This window comes from Paraburkholderia sp. SIMBA_053, assembly GCF_046534895.1.
Classification (GTDB): domain Bacteria; phylum Pseudomonadota; class Gammaproteobacteria; order Burkholderiales; family Burkholderiaceae; genus Paraburkholderia; species Paraburkholderia caledonica.
This window is the reverse complement of record NZ_JAWRXU010000005.1, coordinates 123,096-135,852: the sequence shown is the minus strand read 5'-3', so window position 1 is coordinate 135,852 and position 12,757 is coordinate 123,096. Positions and strand designations below refer to the sequence as shown.

The window sequence follows — 12,757 nt, the reverse complement described above, 5'->3', positions numbered from 1 at the left end:
ATAAGTTTTACTTTCTCCTTATCGTATGGGGACTGGTCGCCCTGCATTTTTTTCGCTTTGACCCCAAGAGACGGAGGTCATATTTTCCGCTTTCATGCGCGTCGGCTTAGCTTCCCGCCGCCACACCCTCGCGTGGCAAAAACGACACGAATGCCTGCGTTCAGCACTTTCGGACACGGGCGCCCTGGGCTCCTGTGAGATTGGCGCGTTCTAAGGTGATGCAACTTCGCAAAACGATTTGGCGCATGCTAAGCTGAACTTAAAGATGGAGCGTTAATTCACCCAATACTGGTTTAGGCGTTTGAATGGTGGGCATCGTAAATGTCCGGGTATTCGCCTGAGCGTGTTGTTTTCGCGCGTGAAGCTTGACCGGAGATTGTCGAATGTCGCAGGTCAATGACGAAACCAGTTACGCGAATGGAAAAGACGAAGTGAAAAGACGGCCGCGAGTGTTAATGTGCCCTTTTAGAAATCCTACAAACCGCTACATCGACATTCAGAAGGATCTATATAGATCCGCCGGCTACGATGTGTTCCCGCTGTCAATCAGGGGACTGCTGAGCGGCGGGTTGGCCGATCTCTTCAAGCCGGAGAACATGCTTGTATTTCATTGGCTTGAATACCGGGCGTTCAGGCGTCAGAAAGGCACGGCACAACTTAGCGTGACCGGCTGCCTGCTGCTGGCGTTCTACTGTTCATTGATGTTGATCGGGCGAGCCAAGGTCGTGTGCTTCGTACATGATCAGGCAGTGCACGATACGGTCGGCTTCAACAGGCGCCTGTCTATGCGGATCATTGCGCTCGTGCATCGTCTTGCCGATGTCCGTGTTGTACACGCGCCGGACTTTCAGGCTCGCTACCGTGCGCAGTATTTACCTCATCCGCTCTATTGGGACGCTCCCGGCCATCCGCCGGGTACGGCGAAGGCCCGCGGCGCGGCGCCGCTTTATACGATGCTCGGCGTGATTCGTCCATATAAGCAGATCGACGCGGTACTCGATGTTTGGCCGGGCGATTGCAAGCTGCACGTCGCCGGCCACGGCACCGAAGCCTATCTCGCGACGTTGAACGAAATCATTGACAGCAAATCGCTGCGAGAAGCCGTGCGCATCGATTCGAAGTTTTTGACCGACGCAGAGTTCGCGCAAGGCATTGCGCAGAGCGACGTGTTGATCTTGCCCCACGCGGCTGACTCCATGCTCGTCAGCGGCGTCTTCTTTGAAGCCATTGGTCTCGTGCCGGTTCTGATCGCACGATCGACACCTTTCATGGCGTGGGCTGCGAGGAGGTTCGACAACGTCATGCTGTTCAATGACGTAAGCGAACTTCCTGCCATTCTGAAGTCGGTCAATGAGTCGTGGCAGACCATTGCCAGCAATGCGGCCAAGCGCAAAGCTGTCGACGAGTTCGGGTGGAACGCCTGCTCCCGGCAGTACGCGCAGTTTTTCGAGTCGGTCGTAGGGCATACGAACGCTGTCGAAAAACCGGTCACTGAGTGACGCTGTGAGCCGGTAGCGCGTTGTTAGGTTCGTTGGTACGTGGTTAAAGCGGCTCGCTTGCGGCAAGCCGCTTTTGCTATCGCGCGAGTGACGCCGTCTTCGTCGCGAAGATATCGACGTAATTTAGTGGATCGTCGCGCCATTTTGTAATGGTGCTCCGCAGGCGCGCTGCGATTGTTCGCATGGGTTCCGTCTCGGCTGGTATTCCCGCCTTTGCGTCGGTTTCTTCAACCTTGCCGTAAGTGAAGTGCTCCTCAAGAAACTTAAGCACGACGTTGGGATCGCCCCCTAACCGCGCCATATGATATGGCGACCATTCCACGAGGATCGCATCGGCTTTCGCAAGCGTCTTGCTGCCGCCAGCAAAGACGTAGGGTTCCGCACCCTGTGTGTCGACTTTCGCAAACACAGGGCCGGACAACTGAATAGGAAGATCGTCCAGCCTTGCGCAGCGCACTTCGATGATCTTGCGACCCACCTCGTTCTGTTTTGCCGGAAGGTTAGTTTCGAAGTGAAGGCGGTGGTCGCCCAGATTGCCGTCGGCAATCTCGAAGGGCAGTACTTCCTCTCGTTCGTGCAACGCGAGTTGAAAAGTCTCTATGTTGGGTGACGGGCAATTTTCCGCAATGTTGCGTAGAAGATTGCGGTAATTGACCGGTTCCGGTTCAAACGCATAACACTTCACGCGCTCGTTGTGCTGCGCAATCGGTATGGTCGTCATGCCGATGTTCGCGCCGATGTCGAGATATGTTCCTCCCGAACCGGCGAAGAACAATTTCAACTTGTCGGAAAGCTCAGGCGCCCAACGCCCGGTCTCGGCGTATTTCTTCAGAATGCTCAGATCATTCGAACTGCTGACCATCGTGCCGTACTGTCCATTTGCCGAGAACCGCACAACGTTCAGCTTCCGTGAGAGGCTGGACAGGTAGAGATAGCCATACTCTCTCGCGAGCGAGTTATCTTCCAGGAGGGACTTTGCCATCACATGCCGAAGCCTCAAGGGAAGCATCGAGGTTACAGCGCCAGCGGCGGAGAGAACGAGTTTCTTCATGAGAAACAGAATACAGCAACCCTATTTCCGCAGCGTTTCCACATCTCCTCTCTTTCGGCAAAGGCATCAACGAAATCGGCCAGGCCTGGTAAGCGGACGACACGACAATGACCGCAACGCCGCGCTGGTGACGCAACAGGCCCGGGGCCGCTATATGAGCGACGCAACGTTAGATAACGGTTGATCTAGCGTCGCGCCGCGAACCCTCCGGCCCATGTATCAGGCGGTGCGGAAAACCGATACGGCGGTGCGCAATTGCTGCGCTTGATGTTCGAGAGAGCCGGCGGCCGCAGCCGCCTCTTCGACTAACGCGGCGTTCTGCTGCGTCACTTCGTCCATCTGTGTGATCGCCTGATTGATCTGCTCAATGCCGCGGCTCTGTTCGTGCGACGCCGATGCGATCTCGCCCATGATGTCCGTCACTCGCTGAATCGCGATGCCGACCTTCTCCATAGTTTGCCCTGCGCTCGCGACGAGTTCGGCTCCTGCCTCGACCCGCGAGCCCGATGCCTCGATGAGCGCCTTGATATCTTTGGCGGCACTCGACGATCTTTGCGCGAGACTGCGGACTTCGCTTGCGACGACGGCAAAACCCCTGCCTTCCTCGCCGGCTCTCGCGGCTTCGACCGCCGCGTTGAGCGCAAGAATGTTCGTCTGAAACGCAATGCCTTCAATGATGCCGATGATCTCGGCGATTTTGCCCGAGCTCTCCTGAATCCCGCTCATCGTGTCCACGACTTGGCCCACGATCCTGCGTCCTTCGAGCGCGACCTGATTTGCATTGTCGGCGAGTCCGTTCGCGTGCCTCGCGTTTTCCGAGTTCTGCTTGACGGTCGCGGTCAGTTCTTCGATGCTCGCTGCCGTTTCCTGCAGCGACGCGGCTTGCTGCTCGGTCCGTGCCGAGAGGTCCGTGTTACCCGCTGCGATCTGACTCGTCCCACTCATTACGGCCTCGGAACTCGTGCCGATGCGGACCACCATGTCGAGCAATGACTGCCGCATGCGTGCCACCGATGCGAGCAAGCTCGTTTCATTAGCGCCCGTAACGACGATCGGAAGACTCAGGTCGCCGACCGACATGCGGTGCATGGCCTGCGAAACGTCGGCGGGTTCGCCGCCAAGTGCGCCGGTCACGCGGCGAATGATTTGCCAGGCAAGTGCCGCAATACCCAGAATCGCAACCGAGATCAGGGTGATGAGGAATGCGCCCGTTCGCCAGAACGTCGCGCTGATATCGGTGGTGAAGATGCCGGTTCCAATCCACCATCCCCACGGCTTGAACTCGACCAGTCCGTTGATCTTTTCTACCATCTCGCCGCTGGTGGGATGCTTGGCGAGCACCGTCATGATCGGAATATGTTCGCGCGCGAGCATTTCACGATAGAGGTCGCCGTCGGGACGGCCGTCGGGTGCTTTTCCTACGTTGATCTTGCCGACGGTCGAAGCTTTGCGGTGTACTAGGGTGAGGCCGTCGGGAAGGCGAGCCCAGAAGTAGCTCTCGTCCGAATAGTTCAGTTGGCTCAACGCCTCTTTCGTCGCGGACTGCGCCTGCTCGGTCGTCAACTTCCCGGCCACTTCCTGGTCGTGGTAGTACGTCGCGAGGTGTTCTGCCATTCGCAGCAGATTGGTGATCTGTGCGCGCTTGTCGTCGAGCATCGCTTGTCTGACGCTGTAAAGACTGTAGGAACCGACAACCAGGAGCGCGACGAGCGCCGCGAGCGCAAGTATCGTCAGGCGCGTGGAAACCTTCATTGGAAGCCTCAATTGTTCAGTGGTCCCGGCGCCGAACCGGTATAAAAAGCGCGCAGGTTTCTCATCAACGGCACGGCGCGCCGATACTGTATTAGGGTTTCTATGGATTCGATCACGCGCGCCCCTTGGGTTGGCGGGAAGGTCGAGAAGATTTCTTGTGAGTGAGCAGGTTCGGGTTTCTCCCTGCCTTGGCCGCCTCGGATCTGGTGGAGTGGGCGGACTAACTATCCCGTGGCGGGGCAGAGCATGTAAATCTCAACTGTCCCCACATCCCTTCTTGAATTTGTCACCACCCGTCCATATAATTAGCACTCGCTGCACGAGAGTGCTAACAACTTCGCCGGTTGGCTCGGCCAGCCGGGTTTTCCAAGCGTTCTTCAGTCTCAATCAAGAGAGGAGTATGTATGAACCTTCGTCCTTTGCATGATCGCGTGATCGTCAAGCGTCTGGATCAAGAAACCAAGACCGCGTCGGGCATCGTGATCCCCGAAGCCGCAGCAGAAAAGCCGGATCAGGGCGAAATCCTGGCAGTCGGCCCGGGCAAGCGTGACGACAAGGGCGCACAGATCGCCCTCGACGTGAAGGTTGGTGACCGCGTCCTGTTCGGCAAGTACGCAGGCCAGACCGTCAAGGTCGACGGCAACGAACTGCTCGTGATGCGCGAAGAAGACATCATGGCCGTGGTGAACAAGTAAGCGCAAGCCGCTACTTCCCCGGTTATATCTCAAGAATTCAAGGAGTTAGAAGATGGCAGCTAAAGACGTCGTATTCGGTGATTCCGCCCGTGCCAAGATGGTCGAAGGCGTGAACATCCTCGCGAACGCTGTGAAGGTCACGCTGGGTCCGAAGGGCCGCAACGTTGTCCTGGAACGCAGCTTCGGCGGCCCGACGGTCACCAAGGACGGTGTGTCGGTCGCAAAAGAGATCGAACTGAAAGACAAGCTCCAGAACATGGGCGCGCAAATGGTCAAGGAAGTGGCTTCCAAGACCAGCGACAACGCAGGTGACGGCACCACGACCGCAACGGTTCTGGCTCAGTCGATCGTCCGCGAAGGCATGAAGTACGTTGCATCGGGCATGAACCCGATGGACCTGAAGCGCGGTATCGACAAGGCCGTGGGCGCTGCGATCGAAGAACTGCGCAAGATCAGCAAGCCTTGCACGACGAACAAGGAAATCGCACAAGTCGGCGCGATTTCGGCAAACAGCGACTCGTCGATCGGCGATCGTATTGCTGAAGCAATGGACAAGGTCGGCAAGGAAGGCGTTATCACCGTCGAAGACGGCAAGTCGCTGCAAGACGAGCTGGACGTCGTCGAAGGTATGCAATTCGACCGCGGCTACCTGTCGCCGTACTTCATCAACAACCCGGACAAGCAAGTTGCCGTGCTCGAGAACCCGTTCGTGCTGCTGCACGACAAGAAGGTCTCGAACATCCGCGATCTGCTGCCGGTTCTGGAACAAGTCGCCAAGGCTGGCCGTCCGCTGCTGATCATCGCAGAAGACGTCGAAGGCGAAGCACTGGCAACGCTGGTGGTGAACAACATCCGCGGCATTCTGAAGACGGTTGCCGTGAAGGCTCCGGGCTTCGGCGATCGCCGTAAGGCCATGCTGGAAGACATCGCGATCCTGACCGGCGGCCAGGTCATCGCTGAAGAAACCGGCCTGACGCTCGAAAAGGCAACGCTGGCAGAACTGGGCCAGGCGAAGCGCATCGAAGTGGGCAAGGAAAACACGACGATCATCGACGGCGCTGGCGAAGCTGCAAACATCGAAGCGCGTGTCAAGCAAGTCCGCACGCAAATCGAAGAAGCTACGTCGGACTACGACCGTGAAAAGCTGCAAGAGCGCGTTGCCAAGCTGGCAGGCGGCGTTGCAGTGATCAAGGTTGGCGCTGCGACCGAAGTCGAAATGAAGGAAAAGAAGGCACGTGTCGAAGACGCACTGCACGCAACGCGCGCAGCTGTGGAAGAAGGCATCGTTGCTGGCGGCGGCGTTGCGCTGATCCGCGCACGTACGGCGATTGCCGGCCTGAAGGGCGCTAACGCCGATCAGGACGCAGGTATCAAGATCGTCCTGCGCGCAATGGAAGAGCCGCTGCGCCAGATCGTCACGAACGGCGGCGAAGAAGCCAGCGTCGTGGTGGCGGCAGTTGCTGCTGGTCAAGGCAACTACGGCTACAACGCAGCAACCGGCGAGTACGTCGACCTGGTTGACGCTGGTGTCGTGGACCCGACCAAGGTCACGCGCACTGCGCTGCAAAACGCAGCATCGGTGGCAGGTCTCCTGCTGACGACCGACGCAGCTGTTTGCGAACTGCCGAAGGAAGACGCACCGATGCCTGGCGGCATGCCCGGTGGCATGGGCGGCATGGGCATGGACATGTAATTCATGTCCGCTCCCCGGTTGCGCCTCGTACAGAGGTTCAACCGGGAGCCCATGGAAAAGCGCGCCGCAAGGTGCGCTTGCCAAAGAAAAAACCCGCAATCAAATGCGGGTTTTTTTGTTTCTGCGTTTCTGCGTTTATTCGTTTCTGCGCGACGAAAAGCGGTCAACTCCTTACGGCTAAGCCTGTTGCGCGAGGCAATGCTCGTGCAAGTACCGGAAGATGCCCGCTACGCTTTCGGCCGGCGTCAACGTTGCGGTGTCGATTGTGATATCCGCATCGAGCGGCGCTTCGTAAGGCGCTGATACGCCTGTGAACGATGCAATTTCGCCGGCCAGCGCCTTTGCATACAGACCTTTCGGGTCGCGGCGCGCACATATTGCGAATGGCGCGGACAGATATATCTCCACAAATTTGTCAGCGCCCACGATGTCGCGCGCCATCGTCCGGTCGGCCTGCGTCGGCGAGATGAGTGCAGTAATGACGATAAGTCCTGCATCGTTCATCAACTGGGCGACATGCGCGACACGACGGATGTTTTCGTGGCGGTCGTGCTGGTCGAAGTCAAGATCGCTGCCGAGGCCGTGGCGAACGTTGTCGCCGTCGAGTACGTAGCAGGCCCGGCCTTGGCAGACGAGTTGCCGTTCCAGTTCGAACGCGATGGTCGACTTGCCTGCTCCCGAGAGGCCGGTCAGCCAGATCGTGACCGGCTTCTGGTGGAGAAGGCGCATCCTGTCCGCGAGCGTAATGGCACCGTGAAACCGTTGCACCGGGCCGCCGAGCTGCTGTTTCATTGTGTGTTCCTGAAGGCTTAAACGCAGTGCCAACCCCGGCGCCATACGCCGGCGTTATGAAGCCGTTCGGCCGAACCGGCCACGGCGACATGAAATCCGTCCGGTGCGTCCGGCGGCAAAGCGATCGAAAAGCCGGCGTACGCGCTCGGGTAGCCGGCGCTTGCAACATCCGGCCGATGCGCGCCGGTTGAGCCGCTCGCAATGACCTCGCTGCCGATGCGCACTTCGAGTCGCACACTTTGTTCCGGGCGACTGAGGTTCACGGCCCAGCCGGATACGACACCGTCGCACACCGAGTCGACAAAGCCGTCGTACATATCGGCAAACGTTCGCGCTTCGCCCTGCGCGAACCGCAGGTATTCGTTGATTGGCGCGAGGTCGAAACGGCTGATCACGCCGTGTACTTTGACAAGGAACGCTTCGTCGAAGCCGAATACCACCGAGCTGTGAAGGTACGGATTCTCGAGCTGACTAATTTCTGCCTGGATCACGTGAACCAGATTGAGGGCATTCGCGAACACGCTGCCCGACTTATGCGCGTCGCTTTGAATTTCGCGCTTCGCGTATTCGAAGATCTCGTAATCCAGGCGATTTTCCTGAACGAATTTCTGTTTCGCGCTTTCGCTCAACTGACCAATGTTTTTCGCCGAACCGCTGGTAATGTTCGTCTCAAAGTAGAACGGCAATTTCATTCCGGTTTTGGCACAAAGCCGGAGGAGAAATTCGCTCATGTTTTCGCAGATGCCGACTGCGCTGAAGTGATGCTGCAGGTTGGCTTTCGCAATACCGAGACTGAGTTCATCTGGTGCCGGATGACCGCTCAACATTTGCACGAATACATTTTTGCCGCCGAGCGACTCGCTCACCCACTCGTCGAGCGAAAGGGCGCCGCGCAGCACGAGCGCTTCGGTTGCCGACACGCTTGCACCGCGTGCCACATCACCGTTTTTTCCGTTCAGTGCATAGCGATAATGCGATATTTGCCGGGCGAGCGGATCTCGCAGAATGGTGCAATAGGCGAGCGGCGTCTTGAGACTTCTATGAATACCGTACGGTTGATGACCGCCGCCAATACGCGTTTGAAGTAGCTTGGCACGGCACCGGTCCCAACCGTCGCCGGTCCATTCGAATACGGTGAATTGATCTTTGCCTTTATTCAGGTCGAAAAATGAAATCACCGTGGATCCCCCGCTTTTGGGCGGGTGAATGAAAAACGTGGGCGATGACATATGAAATATGACGATATTTCGATTCCTGAGTGTATCGCGCGCGTTTGTCTCTCGTTGTAACGTTTAATTACGCGACGGATTCTGCATTCGGGGCCGGGACGTCATTTACAGGCCGCTGCCGCGGCGACAAAGATGGCGTCAGATGCGCGAACCGCCAGGAGACAGGAAAACGCCGCAGCACGGGGCTACCGCGCACGCCGGGCGAGGTGCCGGCGCGCGAACGTCGAAACAGGCGATGGGCGGTAAGGCGAAAAGAGGAGAGCGCGTCAGTGCCGCGCTTCGCCGGGCGCCGCGTCCTTGCCGCTTGCCGGCGGCGTTTCGTCGTCGCTGCTGCGAGCCCAGAAGAACCGGTCCGGCATATACGCGCCCATACCCGGCCGGAACGCGCTGCGCACCGCCTGGTACAGATATTCCTGAGCCTCGCGAACCGCCTCTGCCGGCTCCTGGCCATTGGCAAGAAGTGCCGCGATGGCCGAGCCGAGCGTATCCGTCAGGCCCATGATGCGGTGACTGCCGCGATCCCACATGTCCTGACGCAACTGGCCGTCTTCGCTGAAAAGCGTGTTGACCAGCCGGTGCGTGCCGGTTTCCGTCGACAGAATGTATTCGCAGCCCTGCGACAGCAGATGCGAGATCGCGGCGTCGAGGCTCGGTGCTTCGGCGTCGCCGTCTGGCTGGGCGAGCGCGAGCAGGGTGGCCGAGTCGGCGACCAGCAAGGTGGTTTGCGGCGCGAGCAGGTCGGCAATGGCTTCACGCAGTTCATCGGCGGCGAGGACGTGCTCGTCGTCGAGCGTGAAGTCGGGGGCAAGAATTAGTGGAATGTCGTCGTAATCGGCCACTACTTCGGCGATCGCGCTCACTACCTCGGCGCGCGTGCAGGCGCCGACCTTGAACGCTGCAATCGGCATGTCCTCGAGCAACATGCGCGCCTGGGTCGCGACAACCTCCGGGTCGAGCCCGTTGACTTCGTCGCAACTCGCCGAGTCGCGCACGGTATAGCCGGTGAGCACGGAGACGCCATGACAGCCCATGCTGGCAAGGGTCAGCAGGTCGGCTTGCAGGCCAGAGCCGCCGGTGGGATCGGAGAGGCCGAAGGTGAGGACGATCGGAGGCGTGTCGCTGGGCATGAAGATTTACAAAGGAGCAGTATTTTTGGCGCGGTGAGTGCGCAAGCGGCTCAATTATGCGTCCTAAAACGGCCCGGGGGCGTTTTTTCGCATCCCCGTCGGCTTCGTCCCATTCTTCCTGGCTAACCTGTGGCGCGACGCCGCACGCAGCGGCACTTTTCCCATCCGGCATTGCCGAAGGTCGGCGGGCACAGGGACTGCGCGTTTGCGATTGCTAGGCATTGGGGCGGCAACACGGTACCATCATGGCTCCCGTTTCCACGGACTTCACGACGCGATACAAGAATGGAATATCAAAGCTGGATGTGCCTGATTTGCGGCTGGATTTACGACGAAGAAGCCGGTTTGCCGGACGAGGGCATTGCGCCGGGCACGCGCTGGGAAGACGTTCCCATCAACTGGACGTGCCCCGAGTGCGGTGCGCGCAAGGAAGACTTCGAGATGGTCCAGATCTGAAGTCGAACGGCGGCCGGCGTCGCCCCGCCGAGGTGTGGCATCGCGCCGGAACGTCCTCGCGCTGGCCGTGTCCCAACCGCAGGTTGACGTTGCGTAGTCTGTCATGGCGCATTGGTCGGTCTGCATTTGTCCCTGTGCAGCTGTCATCGCGCATTTGTCATTGTTCAGTTGCCGGTCCGCGCGTTAGGCGCTCAGTCTGCGCGCGGCGCCAATCGGCGGCCCGCCGACTTTCCGTCGCCAACTCATGACTCTTCGATCCGCAGCACCTGTTTCCTTCGACGCATTGCCCAACCCGCGCGGCGGCGCTGTTCGCCCGGCGGAACTTGCGCTAGCCGAAGCGCTGCTGGCGTTCGAGCAGCACACCGGCTGCACCACCGCGCTGGTGCGCGCCTCGCACGCACTGCGCAGCGCGGGCTGGCTGAGTGCCACCCGTTTTACCGACGCGCTCGTGCGCCTTTCGCCCTTGGCCGCGGGCGATCCGGCCGAGGCCGAGAACGTGCGGCCGGCGTTCGGCGCCGCGCTGCGCGACTTCCGTGCGGCGCTCGAGCGTCACAATCTGCGGGAGCTCGCCTGCTCGCCCACGCTCTTTAGTCATTACCGCGAGTTGTGTGCCGATCTCGGCGAACACACAACGGCTTCTCCCGTGGCTTTCGAAGACCTCGCGCTGACCGCGCGGCCCGTGCCGCCCGTTTTGTTTCACGCACAGTCGGCCGAGCAGCTGGCTCATCTGCGTGCGCGCTACGAACGCGCGCTGCTCCCGGTGCTGCGCTCGCAGCCGGATACCGGCAGCGTGGCGGCGCGCGCGGCCACCAACGCCGCGCTTGACGAACTCGACGCGGTGTTCACTGAACTCGCCGGTCCCGATCCCTATGACTTCTGGCGTCTTGCCAAGGCCTGCGCCCGTGCATTGCGGGTCAGCGGACGCGCGGCTGGTGAGCCCGACGCGCGGCGTTTTTACGCGCGCTGCAATCTCGCGCTAGCCGATCATGCGCGCGGCATCGAGCGCGCGCAGCGCTCGCTGGTGCGAGCTACCCTCGCGTTGCTGTGGCGCGATTACGCGCTGTTCGGCGCCGCCGCAGAAGACGCCGATCAGGTCGAGGTGCTGCACGACTACGGCTTGACCGTCGATTGGCACGTCGCGGGCACGCAGACATCGGAAATGCTTTGGGAAGCCGGAGCGGTGGAGGCGCAATCGGTCAGCGCGCACACTTCACTGACACGCGAACTTGGTGTGCTGAGCGTCAACGCGCATGCGTACGAGGATTTTCTACAAACGGCCGACGCCGCGATCTCCGCGCTCGCCGAACACGCGCGGGCCGCGGACCAGCCTGAGAAGGCCGATCCGAGCGAAGCGCTCCAGGCCGGCGACGCCGCATACCGGCTCGGGTCCGCAGCTTGCGCGCTCGGCCTCGGCCATGTCGCTCTGCTGGCCGATGCGCTGGGACTCGCGTGGCGCCGGCGCGCTCATGCCGGCGTGTCGACGCCTGCGGTGCGTGCTCACGTGATCGTCGACGCACCCGCCGCCAGTGCGCTGGAAGGCGCGGCCGAGGCATTACGCGCCACGCTGCACAAGGTGGCGGCGGGCGTGGCGCCGCCGGCCAGCGGCGCAGCGCTGAGCGCGCTTACGCGGTCGATCGAGCAGGGCGGCGCGTAACGCGCGTCAGGAGCGCCAGAGCCGCGCAAGAAGCGCATCAGGTAGGCAACTATGCAGGCAAGCCCGCAGGCAAGCGCGCAGGCCCAAACTGCACCGTGGCAAGGCCCGCGTGCGTGATAGAGTGCAACATGAATCGCCGTCGATGGCTCGCGGCACGCTCCATGACTTACGTCGCCGTTCCACGCTCGAAGCCCGCCATCCTGCACCGTCTTTGCTAAAATCCGAACTATGTCCAAGAGTACCGATCGCATCAATCTGACCAACCAGTTCCTGATCGCCATGCCCAACATGGCGGATCCGACGTTTTCAGGAACGGTGGTCTACCTTTGCGATCACAGTGAGCGCGGCGCGCTCGGCCTCGTGATCAACCGGCCGACCGATATCGACCTGGAAGCGCTCTTCAGTCGCATCGACCTCAAGCTCGAAATCGAGCCTCTCCTTCATGTACCCGTGTATTTCGGCGGCCCGGTGCAAACCGAGCGCGGCTTCGTGCTGCACGACCCGAAAGACGGCAACACTTATACGTCGTCCATGTCGGTGCCGGGCGGTCTCGAAATGACCACGTCGAAAGACGTGCTCGAGGCGGTTGCAAGCGGCACGGGTCCCGAACGTTTTCTGCTCACGCTCGGTCACGCCGGCTGGGGCGCGGGTCAGCTTGAAGAAGAGATTTCGAAAAACGGCTGGCTGACGGTCGAGGCCGATCCGAAGATCGTGTTCGACGTGCCTGCCGAAGAGCGTCTCGAAGCCGCGCTCGCGCTGCTCGGCATTTCGCTGTCCATGCTGTCGGGCGAGGCCGGGCACGCATGAGA

The 12,757-nt window shown here is 60.3% G+C and carries 11 protein-coding genes; 6 read left to right on the top strand and 5 right to left on the bottom strand.

Annotated features, from left to right (window positions below; genetic code table 11):
• The first annotated feature begins 455 nt into the window (after positions 1-455).
• Complete coding sequence (locus SB753_RS18340; protein ID WP_410801195.1) at positions 456-1,499, top strand: hypothetical protein; 1,044 nt, start codon at positions 456-458, stop codon at positions 1,497-1,499.
• 76 nt (positions 1,500-1,575) lie between these two features.
• Here the strand turns inward: SB753_RS18340 and SB753_RS18335 are convergent, their stop codons facing one another.
• Both SB753_RS18335 and SB753_RS18330 read right to left on the bottom strand, forming a co-directional pair.
• Entirely contained in the window at positions 1,576-2,550 is a 975-nt protein-coding gene (locus tag SB753_RS18335) for an FkbM family methyltransferase (protein WP_020069815.1), read from the bottom strand.
• A 219-nt stretch (positions 2,551-2,769) separates the two neighbouring features.
• Positions 2,770-4,302: a methyl-accepting chemotaxis protein gene (locus tag SB753_RS18330; RefSeq protein ID WP_410801193.1), complete on the bottom strand. Its 1,533-nt coding sequence runs from the start codon at positions 4,300-4,302 to the stop codon at positions 2,770-2,772.
• Positions 4,303-4,706: 404 nt separating this feature from the next.
• Between SB753_RS18330 and groES the strand changes: the two genes are divergently transcribed.
• Both groES and groL read left to right on the top strand, forming a co-directional pair.
• Entirely contained in the window at positions 4,707-4,997 is a 291-nt protein-coding gene (groES, locus tag SB753_RS18325; RefSeq protein WP_006047749.1) for a co-chaperone GroES, read from the top strand.
• Between the two features lie 52 nt (positions 4,998-5,049).
• Complete coding sequence (gene groL / locus SB753_RS18320) at positions 5,050-6,690, top strand: chaperonin GroEL (RefSeq protein ID WP_020069817.1); 1,641 nt, start codon at positions 5,050-5,052, stop codon at positions 6,688-6,690.
• Positions 6,691-6,867: 177 nt separating this feature from the next.
• Here the strand turns inward: groL and cysC are convergent, their stop codons facing one another.
• The 3 genes from cysC to SB753_RS18305 form a co-directional block, all read right to left on the bottom strand.
• A complete protein-coding gene (gene cysC, locus SB753_RS18315; RefSeq protein WP_410801191.1) occupies positions 6,868-7,482 on the bottom strand; it encodes an adenylyl-sulfate kinase in 615 nt (204 codons plus the stop codon).
• A 17-nt stretch (positions 7,483-7,499) separates the two neighbouring features.
• Positions 7,500-8,711 (bottom strand): chondroitin 4-O-sulfotransferase, encoded by a 1,212-nt coding sequence (locus SB753_RS18310; RefSeq protein WP_410801189.1) that lies wholly within the window; start codon positions 8,709-8,711, stop codon positions 7,500-7,502.
• A gap of 266 nt (positions 8,712-8,977) precedes the next feature.
• On the bottom strand, positions 8,978-9,838 hold the full coding sequence (locus tag SB753_RS18305) for a hydroxymethylpyrimidine/phosphomethylpyrimidine kinase (protein ID WP_020069820.1): 861 nt from the start codon (positions 9,836-9,838) through the stop codon (positions 8,978-8,980).
• A 285-nt stretch (positions 9,839-10,123) separates the two neighbouring features.
• Between SB753_RS18305 and SB753_RS18300 the strand changes: the two genes are divergently transcribed.
• From SB753_RS18300 to SB753_RS18290, 3 genes are all read left to right on the top strand, one after another.
• Positions 10,124-10,294 (top strand): rubredoxin, encoded by a 171-nt coding sequence (locus tag SB753_RS18300; protein WP_006047743.1) that lies wholly within the window; start codon positions 10,124-10,126, stop codon positions 10,292-10,294.
• Positions 10,295-10,538: 244 nt separating this feature from the next.
• Complete coding sequence (locus tag SB753_RS18295) at positions 10,539-11,948, top strand: hypothetical protein (protein ID WP_410801187.1); 1,410 nt, start codon at positions 10,539-10,541, stop codon at positions 11,946-11,948.
• Between the two features lie 228 nt (positions 11,949-12,176).
• On the top strand, positions 12,177-12,755 hold the full coding sequence (locus SB753_RS18290; RefSeq protein ID WP_020069822.1) for a YqgE/AlgH family protein: 579 nt from the start codon (positions 12,177-12,179) through the stop codon (positions 12,753-12,755).
• Positions 12,756-12,757: the final 2 nt, after the last annotated feature.